This window comes from Corynebacterium sp. H78, from assembly GCF_037572275.1.
In the GTDB taxonomy this organism is placed as follows: domain Bacteria; phylum Actinomycetota; class Actinomycetes; order Mycobacteriales; family Mycobacteriaceae; genus Corynebacterium.
On the sequence record NZ_JBBHKX010000002.1, the window covers coordinates 711,437 to 731,077 of the forward strand.

A 19,641-nucleotide genomic window follows, 5' to 3' on the forward strand; every position below is an offset into this window, starting at 1 on the left:
TTCACCAACCGATATTGGTAAGGGTAAGCTCAGTCAAATACTTCGTCTTACCTGAGTTGGTGTGCGTGTAGTACGTCGCCACTAGGTTTCTCCAGCTAGTAAGGGAGCACCACGTGGCGTTTTTCCGCGCTCCGGAACACCCAACTCCGTTGGCGCCTCCGGCATTTGATGACTCAACGAGTGTTTCGCGCTATCAGTTGCGCGTGATGTTTGCCCGTCCGCGCTTGACCATCCCGGCAATGTTCTTGAAAATCGGGCACCAAGTGTGTGAGGCACTCATCCCCGTTATTGCAGGTAAAGCTGTTGACAATGCCATTGCCACCGGGGATGCGAATCAACTGTGGTTCTGGCTGGCCATCTTGGTGCTGGTATTCGCAGTCCTGGATTTCAGTGCTCGGTTTGGTGGTCGTATCGGAGCGCTGGTGTCGCAGATGGTTGAGCATACGCTGCGAATGCAACTGACCGACCGCATCATGGATCCTCGCGGTTTCCGCAATAACACCAGGCAGCCAGGTGCGTTGCTGTCTATCGCCAGTAGCGATGCTCAGCACACTGCGCGAATGATCATGCTGGGTCTTATGCCTGTGTCCGAAGTCGCGGCACTGATCTTCGCTTCTCTGGTTTTGCTGACAGTGTCAACGCCGATCGGCACGGCAGTTCTGGTGGGTGGTGCGCTGCTGACATGGGGCTCTATGAAGGCAGGCGGACCGCTACGCCGACGCACAGTTGTCCGACAAGAGGCAGTGGCACGAGCTTCTGCCACGGCAACGGACCTCGTCAGCGGTTTCCGGACGTTGGCGGGTTTGGGGGCGCGTCGTCAAGCTGCGCGCAAATACGCAGCGCGGTCTCAGGACGCGTTGCATGCCACCTACGACGCCATCGAGGCGGAGAAGTTCTTGACTGGTTGGGTCGAGATTTTGGGCGGCGTCTTCGTCGCAGCTATTGCGGCCGGCTCTGGCGTAGCCGCGATCAATGGCAGTTTGACGATTGGCGAGCTCATCACCGTTGTTGGTTTGGCTCAGTTCATCATTGAGCCAATGACGAAGCTGGGCAAAAATGCATCTGCCGTCTGGGCTCGGGGTGCTGCGTCCGCGCAGCGTGTGCTGGCTGTACTCCGCGAGCCGTATGAAACCTCGGCCGATGGAGCAGCCGTTCCGCTTGCCGACGACCTCGTCATCAATGGGCACGTGATCGCTTCTGGCTGTCACGTCGTCATGCCAATGGAAACGGGCGAGATGGCGAGTGTATGCGATGCGTTGTCGCTGACTCATCGACCGGAGGCAGGGAAGTACTTCGTGGGTGGTGTGGATCTTGCGGAGGCAAGCCTGGTGGATACGTTGGCGAGGGTATTGGTGGCTCCTCATTCAGCGGATCTTTTCGACGGCACAGTCGAGGAGAATTTGCGTGCGGTGAAGCCAGATGCGTCGGTACAGGAACTAGATAGGGCGCTGGATTCTGCCGGTTGTGCAGACATTATTGAGGTGCTGCCACGCGGAATTGACACTCGAATCGGGGATGCTGGTGTGATGCTCTCGGGAGGTCAGCGGCAGCGTATTGCCTTGGCCCGAGCATTACTTGCTGATGCACCGATATTGGTTCTCGCTGAGCCAACAACGGCGCTGGACTCCGTGACCGAAACAAATGTCGCGCGGTCAGTGACTGAGTTCCGGCGAGGAAAGACCACCGTAGTGATTGCATCCGCCCCTGCTTGGGCAAGCCAGATGGAGGTGGCGTAGATGAAGTGGCGTGACCTGATCAGCCGTGACCTGCTGAACCCAGAGTTCACCGCAGACGCCCGAACTACAGATGTCGCCGAGGACCGTTTTCCAGTTGCCACGGCGCGGGAGACTTTGGCGTACCTCGTACAGCGCTTGCGGGGACGCCGGCTGTCCGTGCTGCTGGCCGTCATTGTTCTTATTGCCGCAGCGTGGTTTGGCGTTGCTATTCCGAAACTGCTTGGCCAGATCGTCGATGTTGTTGCGGATGGTGGTACCACTTCGGATATCGTCGGTGATCTTTTGATTCGGATGTTGGCAGCAGCTATCGGCGCTGGCGTATTCGGCGCCCTGGGATTCCGTATGTCTGCGCGACTTGCCGAAGATCTCATTGCCGAACTTCGCGAAGACATGGTTTCGACGACACTGCGTCTCCCGGTCTCACGTGTCGAACGCGCCGGCGCCGGCGACGTAGTCTCGCGTGCCACAGACGACGTCGATCGCATCTCCGATGCAGTCACCCAGGTGCTGCCGGTGGCATCTAGCGCGTTGTTTACCGTCCTTGTGTCGATCGTCGGCGTCGGCAGTGTGCATCCGGTGTTCATGCTTGCGTTCGTCGCCACGATTCCAGTCCACATTGCAGCTGTCCGCCGTTACCTGCGCACCGCACCACCCGTCTATGCTGCCGAACGCGCAGCTATGGCAGAACGCGCTCGATACGTGCTGTCCACGATCCACGGTATGCCTGCGGTTCGCGCTTTCGGCTTGACGACGATTCGTCGCCAAGAAATCAGCCAGTGGAGCTGGCAAACAGTGCGACATGGTGTGGATGCGCGGATTACGCACAATATCGTGATGGGGCGGATGCACTTCGCAGAGCTCGTCGGCCTGGGAACGACTTTGCTGCTCGGGTTCTACTTGGTGCGCGAAGGCATGTCGACGGTTGGTGGCGCGACTGCTGCCATGCTGCTGTTCATGCGACTCTTCGGACCATTGACACGCATGGTGATGATGCTCGACATCGCACAGTCTGGTTTGACGTCTCTGACTCGGATCGTCGGTGTGGTTCGTGAACGTCCAGCACCACACGGTGAGGTGACTCCTGACCGGAGTGAGGGCGTCGTGCTTCGGAATGTGTCCTTCTCGTACGTAGAGGAAGCTCAGCCGACCAAGAGCGATCAGACTGAGAATCATGCTGTAACGACGCACAATGCAGTCGACGACGTTTCTTTGGAGATTCCGGTAGGAGCAACGGTGGCGCTTGTTGGCTCGTCGGGTGCGGGAAAGTCGACGCTTGCCGCGATTGTCGCGGGGCTTCGCTTGGCTGACAGTGGCGAAGTGCGTGTAGCCGGATGCGATATGAATACGCAGGCTGAAGCTGCACGCGGAACTGCCGTGGCGCTGGTGACGCAGGAAGTCCACGTCTTCGAGGGGCCACTTCGCGATGATCTCACTCTCGCCGCCCCCGGAACTTCTGATGCACAGATCATCGACGCCTTGCACAGTGTCGGTGCCAACTGGTTCGAGCACCTCCCAGACGGCCTCGAATCCGTGGTCGGCCGTGGCGGACATCAGTTGAACGCAGTCGCAGCGCAACAGGTTGCGCTTGCCCGAGTACTCCTCGCAAATCCACCTGTACTCGTACTCGACGAAGCAACAGCCGAAGCCAGTTCCGCAGCATCCAGCGTGCTTGGCGATGCCGTCGCCACCGTCATCCGCAACCGAACGGCACTCGTTGTTGCCCACCAGCTCGATCAAGCTGCCGCTGCAGATGCCGTCGCGGTCATGGAGCACGGTCGAGTCGTTGAGTTCGGCTCGCACGAGGAATTGCTTGCCGACGGTCGTCGTTACGCACAGCTCTGGGAATCGTGGATCACGGGTCGAGAAGCGTAGCGGGGTAGTGGCGATAGCGTGACCGCGACATGAAAAAGCCCGCTCCGGGATAGCGCACTCGGTGAGTGCGAACCTGGAGCGGGCTTAGTCGTGTGTGGAAACTAGCTCACGAAGAAATTACTGCTTCATGGAGCCGGTCTCGACGAAGCGGTGGTGCCAGCCGAGTGCTTCCTGCAGGTCGTGTGGAGTGTGGAGAGCGGACTTGCCGGACTTCTCTGCACGCTCGACGTACTCCATGAGAGCGTCCTTGTACATTGGGTGAGCACAGTTCTCGATGACAACGCGTGCACGCTGGCGTGGAGCCAGGCCACGGAGGTCAGCAAGACCCTGCTCGGTGATGATGACCATGGTGTCGTGCTCGGTGTGGTCATGGTGCGAAACCATTGGGACGATCGCCGAGATGTCGCCACCCTTAGCGGTCGAAGGCGACACGAACGTCGAAATGTATGCGTTACGGGTGAAGTCACCCGAACCACCAATGCCGTTCATCATGCGGGTACCCATGATGTGGGTCGAGTTCACGTTGCCGTAGATGTCAGCCTCGATCAGACCGTTACAAGAAATGACACCGAGGCGACGAATGACCTCTGGGTTGTTGGAGATGTCCTGTGGACGCAGAACGATCTTCTTCGCGTATTCAGCAGCCTGGTTGTTCATGCGCTCTGCAGCCTCTGGGGAGAGAGCGAAGGAGGTTGCGGAAGCAACGGACATGGTGCCCTTGTCCAGCAGCTCGACCATGCCGTCCTGAATAACCTCGGTGTAGGAGGTCAGGTTCTCGAAGTCGGAGTCCAACAGACCAGCCAGAACAGCGTTTGCAATGTTGCCAACGCCCGACTGTAGTGGCAGCAGGTTCTCTGGCAGGCGCTTCATTGCGACCTCGTGCTCGAAGAACTCGATGAGGTGGCCAGCGATTGCCTTGGAGTCATCGTCCAGTGGCTTAAATGGGGAGTTACGGTCTGCAGCGTCAGTTTCCACGACTGCAACGACCTTCTCGACGTCAATGTCGATGGAGGTCGAGCCAACGCGCTGACCGGAAGCCTCGATTGGGACGATAGAGCGCTGTGGTGGCAGACCTGCACGCCAGATGTCGTGCATGCCCTCGAGGCCCTCGGACTGCCAGGAGTTGACCTCGATGATGATCTTCTCAGCGGCATCCAGGTATGCAACTGAGTTACCAACGGACGACGAAGGAACGATGGAGCCGTCTTCCTTAATGCGGACAGCCTCAACGATGGCAACGCCGGTCTCGCCGAAGAAGCCCTGCTGTACCTGTGGACCCGAGTGGGACAGGTGCATATCCGAGTAGTAAGAAGTGCCATCGTTGATCTTGCCACGCATGACCGGATCAGACTGGTATGGCATACGCCATGCAACACCATCAGTTTCAGCCAAAGCCGCATCGAGCTCTGGGGCGGTCGAAGCGCCGGTCAGAACCTTGATACGGAACTGCTCGCCGCGCTCCTTAGCCTCGGTCAGGCGCTTTGCAATTGCACCTGGCAGAACCTTTGGGTAGCCAGCTCCGGTGAAGCCGGAGAAGCCGATCATGTCGCCGTCCTTGATGAAGCCAGCAGCCTCATCAGCGGACATGACCTTGCCACGAAGGCCAGAGTGAGCAATACGGTCAGACATATAGTCCTCCTCGTTGTGAAAACGATGTAGTCGTGAAACTTTTCCCCGACGCTACACGGAAAACAATGCAATGTATTCGTCCGCAAAGGTATCGGGATTGCCACCATCTTGGCATAATTGGCAAATTTGCAAGTGAACACTGTCATCTTTGCTAACGAGTGTGACATCTTTCACAAGATGGGGCGTAGTGTGGGGGTAGTCCTAGTGGATGAGTTTCATAACCTCTTCGTCGGTCAGCATTGCGTTCTCAAATGCGGTGAGTGCCTGTTCTTTATCAAGGTCAATACCAATGAGTACCACCTCGCTTGATGGCTTCATGCCAGTTCGTGCCCATAGGGTTGCGGGCTGAATCTGTAGATTTGGGCCCGCCTGGCTCCACACTTGTGCGACATCTAGTCGGTCCGCAATCCAGCAGTGACCCTTCGATCGAATGAGGCCACGAGTGGACCGAAGTGCATCAATGAGTCGGTCGCGATCGAATGGACGGTCACCGCGGAAGACGCACGAGGAAATGCCATATTCTTCGGTTTCTGGGGTATGGGGATTCTCTAGCTCATCGGCGTAACCGTGGTAGATGGCCGCGGTTTTTTCGTCGTAAAGAGCGGCATCGAGTATGGCGTTGACTGCAATATCGCCATTGGTTACGCGCGCAATGCGAGCGCGTGGGTTCATCGCGCGCACTGTGTCTTCGGTTGCTGCGGTGAGTCGTTCGTCGACGAGATCTGACTTCGTGATGAGGATCAGGTCGGCGAACTCCACCTGGTCAACGAGAAGGTCGGCGACTGTGCGTTCGTCGTCGGGAGTTGCTTGGGCGTCTTCGTCGGAAAGTTTGCGACCGTAGCGGAGTTGTTTGAGGAATGTCGAGGCATCGACGAGTGTCACCATTGTGTCTATCGGGGCGACATCGGCGAGGCGGGATCCGTCTTCACATTCCCACTCAAATGTGGCGGCGACGGGCATGGGCTCGGAAATTCCTGTGGATTCGATGATGATCTGATCGAATTTTCCGGAGCGTGCAAGCGTGCCGACGGAATCTACAAGGTCTTCTCGCAAAGTGCAGCAGATGCAGCCGTTGGAGAGTTCGACGAATCGCTCTTCGCCTCGTTCAAAGTGGCTGCCGGAGGCAACGAGCGCTGCGTCGACGTTGACTTCGGAGAAATCGTTGACGATGACTGCGAGCTTTCTGTTCTCGCGATTGCGGAGCACGTTGTTGAGGAGCGTTGTTTTACCTGCGCCGAGAAATCCGGACAGAACCGTGACTGGGGTTCGCTGACTGTTTGGAGAGGTCGTGGGTTTTGATGGTTTGTACACGGTTGAAGCGTACCGTAATGGAAACCATTATCAATAGAGGGGTGTGGGTGAGCCGTGAAACGGGGTGCCGTGGTTCACGTTCGCCACCCCCGGATGGGATGAGTGAATGGGCGGTAAAGAGGGGGCGAATTACTCAAATAAGCTTTCGGGTATGCAATTAATTATGGATTAATGTGAGGCTATTTAATTGCGAGCTGCGGATATGTTGACGACCTCGTCGTAAAGATCATGTGATTCAGGCTACCGGTGTTGCGCTGTTGTGATGTGGGCAATAATTGCAGGAAAATGTGTTGTGTAAAAGATTTCCGCGAGAAACGTGCAATTTTTGCTCTGTTAAACTTTGGGTGTCGCGTGTAATTATCGCTTCTAACTTTTTTCCCATTAAGGAAAGGCATCCAGATGACGGATCGTATTGCTCATGCCGGTCTTCGCAGCAAGGTGATGACGGCTGAAGAGGCTGCAGGTTTCATTAAGCATGGAGACATGATTGGCTTTGCTGGCTTTACCGGTGCTGGCTACCCAAAGGTCGTACCACCTGCATTGGCGGAGCGTATTAAGGAAGCACACGCGCGCGGCGACGAATTCAAGGTCAAGGTTCTGACCGGCGCTTCGACTGCTCCAGAGCTGGACGGTGCACTCGCTGAGGTGGACGGTGTTGAATGGCGCATGCCGTACCAGTCTGATGGTCACATGCGTAACCGCATCAATGCTGGTGACGCCAATTACAACGACATGCACTTGTCGCACTCTGGCCCACAGATCGAGCAGGGCTTCTATGGCAAGGTTGACTTTGCCATTGTTGAAGTCACTCGCATCACCGATACTGGCACGTTGGTCTTTGCTTCTTCCGTTGGTAACAACGTTTCGTACCTGAATGCCGCTGAGAAAATCATCATTGAGGTCAACTCTTGGCAGTCGCTGGATCTTGAAGGTATGCACGACATTTACAGTGTTGGCCTGCCTCCACATCGCCAGCCAATCTCGATCACCGCTCCTGGTGACCGCATTGGTACCACCGATTGCCCAATCGACATCGACAAGGTTGTTGCTGTGGTCGAGACAAACTCGCCAGACCGCAACTCTGCCTTCAAGCCTGTCGACGAGGATTCCGCAAAGATTGCTGGCTACCTGCTCGATTTCCTTGACAATGAGGTTAAGCAGGGTCGTCTGCCGGAGAACTTGTTGCCAATGCAGTCGGGTGTTGGCAACATTCCAAACGCCGTGTTGGCTGGCTTGGCAAAGTCCAAGTACGAGAACCTGACCTCCTACACCGAGGTTATTCAGGACGGCATGATTGACCTTATGGATGCAGGCAAGATGTCTGTTGCTTCCGCAACTGCCTTTTCGCTCTCTCCTGAGTATGCCGAGCGTATGAACGAAAACGCTAAGGATTACCGTGACAAGATCGTTCTGCGTCCACAGGACATCTCCAACCATCCTGGTGTTGTTCGTCGCCTTGGCCTGATCACCACTAACGGCATGATCGAGGCTGATATCTACGGCAACGTGAACTCGACCCACGTTGCTGGCTCTCGCATGATGAACGGCATTGGTGGTTCGGGTGACTTCACCCGTAATGCTTACATTTCGACGTTCGTGTCGCCATCGATTGCGAAGGGTGGCGCTATTTCGGCGATTGTCCCAATGGTGTCCCACCAGGATCACTCGGAGCATGATGTCATGGTCATCATTACCGAGCAAGGTCTGGCTGACCTGCGTGGTCTGTCTCCTCGCAAGCGTGCGCGCGTTGTCATCGAAAACTGTGCACACCCTATGTACAAGGAAGCATTGCTGGAGTACGTCGAGCGTGCGGAGAAGGCAACGCCTTTCAAGCACACCCCACATGATCTTGGAACGTCGTTCGACTTCCACCGTCGCTTCCTTGAGAATGGCTCCATGCTGCCTAAGTAAGAGGTGCGGACAGATTGCCTAGGTGGGTTGCGATGATAGCGCGCTTAGGTCGCTTGTTTTTGCTTTGCTGATATCTGATTCCCCTTTCCTGCGGATTGCTATCCGTGGGAGAGGGGTTCCGCTTTGTGAGGCGCGACGCGGGTTGGGTGCGCAATGTGACGTGATATTAGCGAGAGGAAGAGTCTGCTAAGCTCAAAGTGTCCATATAGTGAGAAGGGAATCTCAAAATGAATAGCGCTGCTGGCAGCCCCCTGAAAATCGCCGTCATCCCTGGCGACGGAATTGGTACCGAAGTAACTGCCGAGGCTCTTAAAGTGCTTCGTGCGACCATCGGTGACTTCGAGATCACGGAGTATGACTTGGGTGCTCGTCGTTACGAGCGCAATGGAGAGCTGCTGACCGACGCAGATCTGGATTCCCTCCGCGAACACGATGCGATTTTGCTGGGTGCGATTGGAGATCCTCGCAAGGTTCCACCAGGAGTGCTGGAGCGCGGTCTGCTGCTGAAGATGCGGTTTGCGTTGGACCATCACGTCAACTTGCGTCCGTCGAAGCTGTATTCAGGTGTTGAGTCTCCTTTGAAGAACCCTGGCGAAATTGACTTCGTCGTCGTCCGCGAAGGCACCGAAGGCGCGTACACCGGCAACGGTGGTGCGATTCGCATTGGAACTCCTCAGGAAGTTGCTAACGAGACGTCCGTGAATACTCGCTTCGGTGCGGAGCGCGTCGTTCGTTATGCGTTTGAGCTGGCAATGACTCGTCGTAAGAAGCTGACACTGGTGCACAAGACCAACGTGCTCGTGCATGGTGGCGGAATGTGGCAGCGGACTGTCGACGAAGTGGCGACCGAGTACCCAGAGGTCGAGGTGGACTACAGCCACATTGATGCGGCGACCATTTACTTGGTGACGAACCCATCGCGCTTCGATGTTATCGTTACCGACAACCTGTTCGGCGACATTCTGACCGATGAGGCTGGCGCCATCTCCGGTGGTATCGGCCTGGCCGCGTCCGGCAACATCGATGCGTCCAACACCAATCCATCGATGTTCGAGCCTGTGCACGGTTCGGCTCCTGATATTGCTGGTCAGGGCATCGCAGACCCAACCGCTGCCATCCTGTCTGGCGCCATGATGCTGCGCCACCTCGGTCGTGAGGAAGATGCACAGCGCATTGAGCGTGCCGTCGAAGCTGACCTCGCCAACCGTGGTGACTCCGCGATGGTCACCACGGAGGTCGGCGATCGTATTGCAGTGGCCGTCGCAAAGTAGTGGAGAGCTAATCCTCCAACAGCGCCGTCAGCTGCTCCCGCACGATCCAGCGACGGCGCTTGTTGCGCTCTTCAGCAGGTAATTCCTGCGGGACGCGCGCACACGCTGCCTCAATATCAATCGTCGTGAACTGAATGCTGTCGACGGTCGTAATGACATGCCCGCCGTACTCCTCGTCCGGCCAAATCGCATCTGCTGCATGACCCTGGCGGTCCAGCTCAGCGATAATCAAATCCAGCACAGATGACTTCTCACCAGCTCGAGGCATTCCCGCAATCAGCACGTCGCGGGTAATCTCCATATGCCCTAAATGCTGTGCTGCCTCGCGATATACATGCACCATCACGCCACCAATCGTCGGCAGCCACCACCGCTGCTTATCCGTAGGCACCGCAGCCGGCTCCGCTAACCAATCCGCATCGTGCAGTTGCTCCAAAGCATCAGCAATAACCGCGCGCTCGCGCTCAAAGCGTTCTAGCTCTTCCGCAACGGAAGCTGTCGCACTGAACTCATCAGCCCGATCCCGCACATTCTCATTGCCTAAGCACACATGATCCAACCAAAACCGCGCCGAGCCACACGTGTGCCGCAGCAGCACAATCGGCGAATTGGACCCGGGCATATCCGGGCGGGCGTTGGCCGTAATGTCATCGAGCTTGCCGACGATCGTCGCTAAGCCATCCAGCGCTTCGAGGATGTGCGACTCGAGTGGGCGGGTGGGATCGGTGTAATCCGTTGGGGAGTGGAAATCTGTCGTGTTCATGGTGAGCATCATAATCTGCAGCCCAGAGCATCGGGTGATGATTCTCACAAGTGAAAGCTGACTGTGATGTGTAGATCCCCGGAATGTTCAATCTGCGTTCGTTATTCTGGGCAAAAGCATTAGTTGCAAAGACCGTTTTAGCTGCATCAGCGCCTCGCACAGGTTTGTCTGAGTAGACCCAGCCACCTCGGCCCATTATTAAAGGAGCACGAACCGTGTCCGTTGAGATTGATGAAATCCGCGCTTTCCTGCGCAAGATTCGGCCCTTCTCCGAACTTAGCGAAGAGGAACTCGCGACCATCCCCGCAAACCTGACCATGCGGTACGCGCGACGTGGCGACGAAATCGTGCGGGCTGGTGGGGCAAACGACCACGTGTTTATCGTGCGTTCTGGCCTGGTGGATGTCTTTGATCCGGCGGGTAATCTCCTCGACCGTCGTGATGTCGGCGATCACTTAGGCTATTCGAGTCTGCTGTCCGGCGAACCGTCGCTGTACACCATGACAGCAGTTGAGGACTCTTTGCTGCTGGTCATGACCCACGAGGTCTTCAATAACCTGATGGCCACAATGCCAGCGGTGAGTCGTTACTACGGTGGCGAAAACGCGCGCATCCGTGCGGTGGCCTCAAAGCTTCGCAGTAGCGCCGCTTCGGAAGCACTGCGGACTCGTGTGGTTGATTTGATGTCGCCGAATCCTGTGACGTGTTCGTCGTCAGATTCGATTGGCGAGGCAGCCGGCATCATGACGGAGAAGAACGTTTCCAGCCTGCTCATTGTGGACAATGGCAGCCTCAACGGCATCATTACTGACCGCGACTTACGACGACGCGTGCTGGCAAAAGGCAAGGGACCAGAGGTCATCGTCGGGGATGTGATGACGCCAAACCCCATGACGGTTGAGCCGCAAATGTTGGCGTTCGAAGCCATGCTGCTGATGGCCGAGCGTGGCTACCACCACCTGCCGGTGGCTGATGAATCTGGTGTTGTCGGGATGGTGGTCATCGGTGACCTGCTCCGCACACTTCATACCGATCCCGTGTACGCGACGGCAACGCTGGCTCGAAAGAAGGATGTCAAGGACATCGCTGAAGTGGCAACGAACGCTCGCCGTGTCGTCGGTCGCTTCATCGAGCGTGGTGTGAGCGCTGAGGAAGTATCGAAACTGCTCACCGTTACTGCCGATGCGGTGGCGCGCCGCCTCCTGGTGCTCGCGGAGGAGCGCCTTGGCCCACCGCCAGTTCCGTACTCTTTTGTGGTCCTTGGTTCGCAGGGACGTCGCGAAATGGGACTTGCATCCGACCAGGACAATGCGTTGATCCTGCACGACTCGTACGACGAAGCGAAGCATGGAGCGTACTTCAAAGAGCTTTCCGACGAAGTGTGCCAGAAACTCGACCTCTGTGGCTATCCACTTTGTCCAGGCGACATGATGGCATCGAATCCGGAATGGCGGATGACGGTATCGGATTGGTCTTCTACTTTCCACCGCTGGATCACCGCACCGGATGGAGATGCGTTGCTGCATGCGCAGACGTTCTTCGACATTCGTGGCATTCATGGCGATATGGCGTTGGTCGATGAGTTGCGGTCGCATTACGTGCCAGTCGCTGAAGGCAGTAAGCGACTACATGCCCACTTGGCGAAGTTGGCCGCATGGCGCGAGCCACCGCTGGGCTTCTTCCGTGGCCTGGTGTTGGAGAAGGGCGGCGAGCACGGCGAAACCTTGGACATCAAGAAGGGTGGCATTGCCACGGTTGTGCAAATGGCGCGACTTTTTGCCGTTGCAGGTGGTTTGCCGCAGCTCAGCACTCGGGAACGCCTGGCCGCAGGCGCCGGTGCGGGCACGGTGAGCCGACAGGGCGCTGCTGACCTTGCTGATGCATTCGAGTTCCTGTCAACTGTGCAGTTCAACCATCAAGAATTTCTGATGCGCGAAGGCAAGGAGCCAGACAATCACGTCAACCCCAAGAACTTGTCTCGACTAGAGCGGGAACACCTGCGTGACGCTTTCGGTGTCATCCGCAAGCTCCAGCAGAGCCTCGGCGCTAAGTATCCAATCCAGTCGATGTCGTAGTCGAAGTCCACGCGGAAATGAGTGAATGTCAATGAGCGGATTTTTCGGCGGATTCCGGAAGGCATCGGCAAAACGCAAAGCCACAGGTCCATTGGCGGAGTTCTACGCCACGCCAACGGAAAAGGACAAATACCTTGCTGTCGACGTAGAGACGACTGGGCTGGACCCCAACAAGTCACGCTTGCTCTCCATCGGCTGGGTACCTGTCGACGGCCCGGACATCATCCTCGGCGGAACTGAGCACCTCATTATTCGAGGAGCCGAGGGTGATGCGTCGGTAGGAGAGTCGGCCACGCTACACGGACTGACCGATGATGCAGTGGCGCAGGGTGTTGCTGAAGAGGAAGCCGTCGCAAAGCTGTTGGAAGCGATGAAGGGGCGAACTCTGCTGGCACACTTCGCGAAAATGGAGGTTGGGTTCGTGGATCTCGTGTGCAAGCGTCATTTCGGTGGCGGTTTTCATGTCGAGCCGGCTGACACGATGTCGCGTGAGTACTTGCGAATTGTGGAGGCAGGCAGGGAACCGGAACGCGACGAGCTGAGGCTGTGGAACCTCCGGGAAAAGTATGGGCTGCCGGTGTATAAGGCTCACCATGCGTTGACGGATGCGTTGGCGTGCGCAGAGTTGTGGTTGGCACAGGATGCGGCGAAGTTGCCCCGGAAGTAATGAATGAGCGGAGGCGTCGGGAGATGAGCGCTGGGCGAGTGTGGGAAGGTGACGCAGGACAGTGACGCAGCCCACGTTCGTTAACTGCCGTGTGTTAGATTGACAGCCTTATGTTGCTGCACATTCTTTGGGTGATCGGTATCACCGCGGAAGGTATGACCGGCGCGTTGGCGGCGGGTCGTCAGAAGATGGATCTCTTCGGCGTCTACACCATTGCGTGTGTGACGGCGATCGGTGGTGGCACGATCCGCGACATGGTGCTGGGGCATTACCCATTGGTGTGGGTGAAGAGTCCCGAGTATCTCTTGCTCATCATTGGTGCAGCGACGCTGACAGTATGGGCGCATGTGTTGGCTAAGCACTTCCGCATGGTGTTCCTGGTGTTGGATGCCGTGGGCTTGTCGGCATTTGCCATCATTGGTGCGCGAATTGCACTCGAAATGGGACACGGAGTGATTATTGCGGTCGTCGCCGCGATCCTGACTGGTGTCTTCGGCGGTGTTCTTCGCGACCTCATGTGTGACCGCGTTCCGCTGGTGTTTCAGAAGGAGCTCTATGCGTTTGTGGCGATGGTGGGCACGCTCATGTACGTCGCAATGGATGCCCTAGGCCTCAACGAGAACGTCACGATTGTGGTTTCGGTGTTGACAATCTTCGTCTACCGTTTGCTCGCGATTTGGCGCGAGTGGTCGCTTCCAGTGTTTGACTACCAAGAACAGGAATAGCTGGGCGAGCGGAGCGCAAGGCTTCGGTCGACGCGCGAGCGCCTACCCCTAATGCTTGAATGCCTGGGCAGCCGTGTAACCTATCCCACATGCGTATTGCTCGAATCGCCCACCCAGAGGGCATGTGCTTCGCGCTGGTTGAGGGCGAAGGCAATGAAGTTACACTCCACGAAATCGACGGTCACCCATTCGGTGACGTAAACAAGACTGGTCGCAGCTGGCCACTTGCCGACGTTCGTCTGCTTGCACCAATGCTTCCATCCAAGGTCATCGCCATTGGTCGCAACTATGCGGACCACGTGGCCGAGGTGTTCAAGAAGTCGGCGGAAACTCTGCCACCGACAATGTTCATTAAGCCACCAACGGCTGTTGTTGGCCCAGAGGCACCAATTCGTATCCCAGAGTTCGCTACGAACGTTGAGTTCGAGGGTGAGCTGGCACTTGTTATTGGTAAGCCATGCAAGAATGTGAAGAAGGAAGACGCTCACGACGTCATCTTCGGATACACCATCGTCAACGATGTTTCTTCCCGTGACCTGCAGTTCGCGGACGGCCAGTGGGCTCGTGCGAAGGGCATTGACACGTTCTGCCCACTCGGGCCATGGATTCAAACTGAGCTGGACTACGAAGGTCTGCCAATCAAGGCGCACCTCACCCAGAACGGCACCACCGAGACTAAGCAGGACTCCAACTCGGATCAGATGATCATGTCTATCCCGGAGATCATCGAGTTCATTACTGCATCGATCACCCTGCTGCCAGGCGATGTCGTGTGCACCGGCTCCCCAGCAGGTACGGCACCGATGTTCCCAGGCGACCGCATTGAGATTGAGATTCCTGGAATCGGTACTCTCGCTAACCCAGTCGAGCGTGCTTAGTACTCGCGTCCAGCCACGCGCAGCCTCCGACTGCGTGTGGGTACGTGCAATGGCGCACGTTTAAGCAAGAACCGGCGTAGCAGGGAAGTGTTTTCCCTTGCTACGCCGGTTTTTGTGTCCCTTTTTCGTTCTATGCGGCGAGTGAGTTGCGCCGGGGCACACCGTCTATCCCACAGATACCGCCGCCGTCGCTAGTTCTCGGTTGAGTGCATCGATGCTCGCCTTAGCGTCACCGATCAGCATGTCCGTGTTCTCGTTGTAGAACAGCGGATTCTGTACGCCGGAGTAGCCGGAACCCATCGAGCGCTTCAGCACGATGACGTGCTCGGACTCCCAGACCTTCAGCACCGGCATTCCGGCAATCGGCGATCCCGGCTGCTCAGCGATGGGGTTCACAGTGTCATTGGCGCCGATTACGAGTACGACATCAATGTCGCCGAAGTCGTCGTTAACCTCGTCGAGCTCAAGCACGATGTCGTATGGCACCTTCGCTTCAGCCAGCAGCACGTTCATGTGCCCAGGCAGTCGACCTGCGACAGGATGGATACCGAAAGTCACGTCCTTACCCTGGTCGCGCAGCTTGCGAACAAGTTCGGCAACTGCGTACTGTGCCTGCGCGACAGCCATTCCGTATCCAGGTGCAATGAGAATTCGGTCTGCGTTTCGCAGCGCTTCCGCCGTATCTTCATGGTTAATTTCGGTGTGCGAGCCAGTGGTCTCGCTTGCCGACGACGTCGCCTCTGAGCCAAATCCGCCCAAAATAACGTTGCTGAACGAGCGGTTCATTGCTTCGCACATGACGTAGGACAGGTAGGCACCAGAGGAGCCGACTAACGCGCCGGTGATAATGAGCAGGCTGTTACCGAGCATCAGCCCCGCGAATGCGCCTGCCCAGCCGGAGTACGAGTTCATGATGGAGACCACGACTGGCATATCTCCACCGCCGATGGCGACGACCACGTGCCAACCAATGAACAGTCCGAATACCGTTGCTGCTGCGAGTGCCACCCACGCAACGGTGGTCGAGTCAGTAACGATGAACACGATCATAAAAGCAAGGGTGAGCAGCAGAACCGACACATTCAGTAGGTTCCGGCCTGGTAGCAAAAGCGGCGATCCCTTGATCTTCTCCGAGAGTTTCAAGCCTGCGACGATGGAACCGGTGAACGTCACGGCACCGATGAACGTGCCGATGTAGATGGAGCCAAGCTGGAATGCTCGTTCATCGGCAGCAATGTCGTCGATGGTCATCAGCGAATTGACACCGATGAAAACTGCTCCTGCTCCAACCAGTCCATTGAACAGAGCAATCAGTTCTGGCATACCGGTCATGGCAACTTTGCGTGCTCGCGACAAGCCAACGACTGCACCCATGGTCACTGCGATGGCAATGAGCATCAGTGTGGTGAACGGCGACAGGTGCGTCTCCGGTGAGTTCTTCGAGATGACGAAAGCTTGGATCACCGCGACGACAACGGCAATCGCCATTCCTGAAATACCGAGGAGGTTGCCACGCTTTGCGGATTCCGGCTTGGACAACGCAGCCAAGGCAAGCAGAAACAGCAGGGCTGCAATGACATAGCCGACATTGGATACGCGCTGCGTGAAGTCAATCAGGGATGAGGTATCAGTAGGGAACATAACGGCCTATGCCTCCTCTTTCACGAACATGCTGAGCATGCGATCGGTGACAGCGAAGCCACCGAAAATATTGATCGAGCTGACGACGATCGCTGCGAAAGCCAAGCTCGACACGATAGGATTATTGCTTCCGACCTGTAGGATTGCGCCAACAACCACGATGCCGGAGATCGCGTTGGTTTCAGACATCAACGGCGTATGCAGTCGAGGTGTGACGGCAGAAATGACGTAGAAACCCAACACAATAGACAGCGCCAGAACCATGAAGTTTGCGCTCACCGAATGGGGAGCGACGAACATGATCGCAACGGCCAGCAACACCGCGATGCCAAGACCGACTTTCGTTCCCAATCCGCCGGAGCCGATGAACGAGACTTTTTCTGGCTCGTTTTCGTGAAGCGCAGCCTGGTGGGCCTGTTGCTCCTGCCGTGTTGCCACCGGTGTGACGGACACCTTGATCGGAGGTGGCGGCCACAGCACATCTGCCGACGACGTCGCGGCTTTGGTGACGGTGATGCCTCGGATGATGTCGTCGTCAAGATCCAACTCGGGGACACCGTTCTTCTGCGGGGTCAAGAGCTTAAACAGATTGACGATATTCTGACCAAACAACGACGATGCCTGCGTCGGCAGCCGGCCAGCGAGGTCCGTGTAGCCGATGATGGTGACACCGTTGTCGGTGACAATCGCTTTCCCGGGGACAGTGAGCTCGCAGTTGCCACCACCAGCCGCAGCCATGTCGACGATGACGCTGCCTGCTTTCATCCCTGCAACGTCTGCAGCGGTGAGCAGGAGCGGGGAGCGTCGGCCTGGAATGTTGGCGGTGGTGATCACAATGTCGGCGAGCGCGGACTGCTCCGAGTACAACTTAGCTGCAGCTGCTGCCTGGTCGGAGGTCATCTCCTTGGCATAGCCGTCGTCTGATTTCTCGGTTGTGGTCGGGATTGGGACGAACTCCGCGCCCATGGACTCGACTTGCTCGCCAGCTTCCGGGCGCAGGTCGGTTGCCTTGACGACGGCGCCCATGGAGTTCGCCGTACCAATTGCCGCAAGACCGCCGACGCCAGCGCCAATGACGTACACCGTCGCTGGGGGGAGCTTTCCTGCTGCGGTGACCTGGCCGGTGAATAGGCGGCCGAACGCGGAGGCTGCCTCGATGACGGCACGGTAACCGGAGATATTGGCCATGGACGACAAGACGTCCATGGACTGCGCTCGCGAGATTCGAGGGACGGCGTCTACGGCGAGTGCCGTGATGTTGTGAGCTGCAAGTTCCTCGATGAGGTCAGGGTTGCGTCCAGGGGCGAGCCGGGAAATCAGGATTGACTCGGGGCGCATCATGTCACGGTACTGCTGGGGTGGGGTATCCAAGGTGACGACGATGTCACTGGCCCACACCGCACTGTCGACGATGGTCGCTCCGGCAGCTTCGTAGTCCGCATCACTGAATGTCGCTGCTTCGCCCGCAGCTGATTGCACGCAGACCTCATAGCCGAGCTTCATCAGCTTGCCGACGGTCTCTGGTGTCGCTGCAGCGATTGTTTGTTGGGGATCGGGTTCGATAGGGATGCCGATACGCACTGGTTTTCTCTTCTACTTTGGTCGTTAATGACGGTACGGATTCAGTCGGTGTAGAAGAAGTTATTGCGTTACGACGAGTTCGTCGCCCACTTTCCCGAAATCTGTGGCTAAAACTATCTATATAACGGTGGTGTAGTCGACTTTAAGGAGTTCAGGAAAATGGGAAAGGGGGTGGCAAATGGGGGGTGAAAAGTGTGGGGTATTGCCGGGAATGAAAGTGTTCGACGTTTCTCTATTGAGGGAAACGGGGGCGAATATGGGTGCAGAGTGTGGTTATCGCAAACCGAACGCGCGCAGCACAGTACCAAGCTTGGCTTCGGTTTCTGCCAACTCATCTTCGGGGGCCGAAGTCTCGACGATTCCGCCACCAGCCCACAAGCGAGCATTCGTGCCATCCATGCTCATTTCTGCGCAGCGGATCGAAACGACGAACTCGCCATCACCATTGGAATCGCACCAACCCACGGCTCCTGCGTAGAAACCGCGCTCGGTCTCTACAGCGTTAATGACCGAAAAGGCTGATTCGGTTGGCGTGCCACAAATCGCGGGTGTTGGGTGAATGGTCAGCGCCAGGTCAAGTGCTGACGTCGATGGATCCTTCAGTTCGCCGTAAATATGGGTGCCTAGATGCCACATCTCGGAGGTAGACAGCAGTTCGGGTTCCTCAGGGACACGAAGGTTCTTGCACAGAGGTTCTAGGTTCACAGCGATGTCATCAACGACATATGCATGCTCCTCGTTGTTCTTACGAGAATCAGCCAGGCGTGCCTTCGCGGCATCGTCAGCAGCCTTGTCCCGTTCACGAGGGACAGAACCAGCGAGTGGGAAAGCCTCTACATGAGTACCACGGCGACGCACCAGCATTTCTGGCGAAGACCCCACCAAAACTCGATTCTGGAAGCGATGGCCCGCAGGAGTGAGGTCGGCAATGAAGCCATCGCGGTTCGGGGAGCCGTCGATAAGCCGAGAGGCCAACTGCAACGGATCCACTGGCGGATCGATGGCGAGATCAAGACTGCGCGCAAGAACAATCTTCTCTAGTCCAGAGGCCTTGATGGTGCGCACAGCTGCAGATACACGCTCAATGTGCCACTCTGGCTCGGGATCGCAGCTGGTGATGGTCGCGTTAATGGGTGGCGCATCCCAGCGGTAATGCGCTGGGGGCTCGAGAGGTTGATCGGAGCGAATTACGTCGCGAGGAACTGTCAGCGCCGAAGGGAGATCCAAGTTGAACGGAATCGCGCCAACGACCATGTGATGGATACCAGAGCGCAAATGTTCGGCGGCAAGCCACGGGTCGGTGTAGGTAGCGATACTGCCTTGGGTGCGAATGGAACCATGTGCGCGGGACAGTAAGAAGTCTGGAGCTGTAGCTGGGCGACCGGCTGGCCAGCGCCCTGAGCGAGGCTTCGTTGAATAGTCGTAGTCAGAAGGCTTGGCACACCCCGACGACTCGTGCCGTGAACCCTGACGGGACGAGGTCTCACGGCGATTATTTGGGCGTGACCTATCCGCAGATGGGTGATTGCCACCAGCAGTCATAATCGCTTTTCCACCTCTTACTTAGTGTCCCCGTAGTTT

General features: G+C 57.0%; 14 protein-coding genes. 8 read left to right on the plus strand and 6 right to left on the minus strand.

All coding sequences use genetic code 11. The features are described from left to right. The first annotated feature begins 113 nt into the window (after positions 1-113). Both WG934_RS04335 and WG934_RS04340 read left to right on the plus strand, forming a co-directional pair. Entirely contained in the window at positions 114-1,736 is a 1,623-nt protein-coding gene (locus tag WG934_RS04335; RefSeq protein ID WP_339988838.1) for an ABC transporter ATP-binding protein, read from the plus strand. After that, a complete protein-coding gene (locus WG934_RS04340) occupies positions 1,737-3,608 on the plus strand; it encodes an ABC transporter ATP-binding protein (RefSeq protein WP_339988840.1) in 1,872 nt (623 codons plus the stop codon). It begins immediately after the preceding gene. Between the two features lie 117 nt (positions 3,609-3,725). Here WG934_RS04340 and WG934_RS04345 read toward each other — a convergent pair whose 3' ends face one another. Beyond that, on the minus strand, positions 3,726-5,237 hold the full coding sequence (locus tag WG934_RS04345) for an acetyl-CoA hydrolase/transferase family protein (RefSeq protein ID WP_339977957.1): 1,512 nt from the start codon (positions 5,235-5,237) through the stop codon (positions 3,726-3,728). Between the two features lie 201 nt (positions 5,238-5,438). Beyond that, complete coding sequence (locus WG934_RS04350) at positions 5,439-6,548, minus strand: GTP-binding protein (protein WP_339988842.1); 1,110 nt, start codon at positions 6,546-6,548, stop codon at positions 5,439-5,441. Positions 6,549-6,947: 399 nt separating this feature from the next. On the opposite strand from WG934_RS04350, the gene WG934_RS04355 reads away from it, so the two are divergent. Continuing rightward, positions 6,948-8,459: an acetyl-CoA hydrolase/transferase family protein gene (locus WG934_RS04355; RefSeq protein WP_339977961.1), complete on the plus strand. Its 1,512-nt coding sequence runs from the start codon at positions 6,948-6,950 to the stop codon at positions 8,457-8,459. Between the two features lie 251 nt (positions 8,460-8,710). Continuing rightward, positions 8,711-9,730 carry a 3-isopropylmalate dehydrogenase gene (locus WG934_RS04360; protein ID WP_339989247.1) on the plus strand — a complete coding sequence of 340 codons (1,020 nt, stop codon included), beginning with the start codon at positions 8,711-8,713 and terminating at the stop codon, positions 9,728-9,730. Positions 9,731-9,737: 7 nt separating this feature from the next. On the opposite strand, the gene WG934_RS04365 is transcribed toward WG934_RS04360, so the two are convergent. Continuing rightward, on the minus strand, positions 9,738-10,493 hold the full coding sequence (locus WG934_RS04365; protein WP_339977963.1) for a mycothiol transferase: 756 nt from the start codon (positions 10,491-10,493) through the stop codon (positions 9,738-9,740). A gap of 215 nt (positions 10,494-10,708) precedes the next feature. Here WG934_RS04365 and WG934_RS04370 point away from each other — a divergent pair, with 215 nt between their 5' ends. The 4 genes from WG934_RS04370 to WG934_RS04385 all read left to right on the plus strand — a co-directional run bounded on the left by WG934_RS04370 (position 10,709) and on the right by WG934_RS04385 (position 14,838). Continuing rightward, positions 10,709-12,568: a DUF294 nucleotidyltransferase-like domain-containing protein gene (locus tag WG934_RS04370; protein WP_339988843.1), complete on the plus strand. Its 1,860-nt coding sequence runs from the start codon at positions 10,709-10,711 to the stop codon at positions 12,566-12,568. A 31-nt stretch (positions 12,569-12,599) separates the two neighbouring features. Then, a complete protein-coding gene (locus tag WG934_RS04375; RefSeq protein ID WP_339977967.1) occupies positions 12,600-13,235 on the plus strand; it encodes a 3'-5' exonuclease in 636 nt (211 codons plus the stop codon). Positions 13,236-13,345: 110 nt separating this feature from the next. Continuing rightward, entirely contained in the window at positions 13,346-13,960 is a 615-nt protein-coding gene (locus tag WG934_RS04380; RefSeq protein WP_339977969.1) for a trimeric intracellular cation channel family protein, read from the plus strand. An 89-nt stretch (positions 13,961-14,049) separates the two neighbouring features. Further along, entirely contained in the window at positions 14,050-14,838 is a 789-nt protein-coding gene (locus WG934_RS04385) for a fumarylacetoacetate hydrolase family protein (protein ID WP_339988846.1), read from the plus strand. A gap of 165 nt (positions 14,839-15,003) precedes the next feature. Here WG934_RS04385 and WG934_RS04390 read toward each other — a convergent pair whose 3' ends face one another. From WG934_RS04390 to WG934_RS04400, 3 genes are all read right to left on the minus strand, one after another. Continuing rightward, positions 15,004-16,479: an NAD(P)(+) transhydrogenase (Re/Si-specific) subunit beta gene (locus WG934_RS04390; RefSeq protein WP_339988849.1), complete on the minus strand. Its 1,476-nt coding sequence runs from the start codon at positions 16,477-16,479 to the stop codon at positions 15,004-15,006. 6 nt (positions 16,480-16,485) lie between these two features. Further along, a complete protein-coding gene (locus WG934_RS04395) occupies positions 16,486-18,060 on the minus strand; it encodes a Re/Si-specific NAD(P)(+) transhydrogenase subunit alpha (RefSeq protein WP_339988851.1) in 1,575 nt (524 codons plus the stop codon). A gap of 273 nt (positions 18,061-18,333) precedes the next feature. Beyond that, positions 18,334-19,602 (minus strand): isochorismate synthase, encoded by a 1,269-nt coding sequence (locus WG934_RS04400; protein ID WP_339988853.1) that lies wholly within the window; start codon positions 19,600-19,602, stop codon positions 18,334-18,336. Positions 19,603-19,641: the final 39 nt, after the last annotated feature.

Excerpts from the sequence above, each read along its gene's own strand:
- WG934_RS04365 (WP_339977963.1), bottom strand. The coding sequence starts at position 10,493 with ATGAACACGACAGATTTCCACTCCCCAACGGATTACACCGATCCCACC.
- WG934_RS04375 (WP_339977967.1), top strand. The coding sequence starts at position 12,600 with ATGAGCGGATTTTTCGGCGGATTCCGGAAGGCATCGGCAAAACGCAAA.
- WG934_RS04400 (WP_339988853.1), bottom strand. The coding sequence starts at position 19,602 with ATGACTGCTGGTGGCAATCACCCATCTGCGGATAGGTCACGCCCAAAT.
- WG934_RS04390 (WP_339988849.1), bottom strand. The coding sequence starts at position 16,479 with ATGTTCCCTACTGATACCTCATCCCTGATTGACTTCACGCAGCGCGTA.
- WG934_RS04340 (WP_339988840.1), top strand. The coding sequence starts at position 1,737 with ATGAAGTGGCGTGACCTGATCAGCCGTGACCTGCTGAACCCAGAGTTC.
- WG934_RS04345 (WP_339977957.1), bottom strand. The coding sequence starts at position 5,237 with ATGTCTGACCGTATTGCTCACTCTGGCCTTCGTGGCAAGGTCATGTCC.
- WG934_RS04355 (WP_339977961.1), top strand. The coding sequence starts at position 6,948 with ATGACGGATCGTATTGCTCATGCCGGTCTTCGCAGCAAGGTGATGACG.
- WG934_RS04380 (WP_339977969.1), top strand. The coding sequence starts at position 13,346 with ATGTTGCTGCACATTCTTTGGGTGATCGGTATCACCGCGGAAGGTATG.
- WG934_RS04385 (WP_339988846.1), top strand. The coding sequence starts at position 14,050 with ATGCGTATTGCTCGAATCGCCCACCCAGAGGGCATGTGCTTCGCGCTG.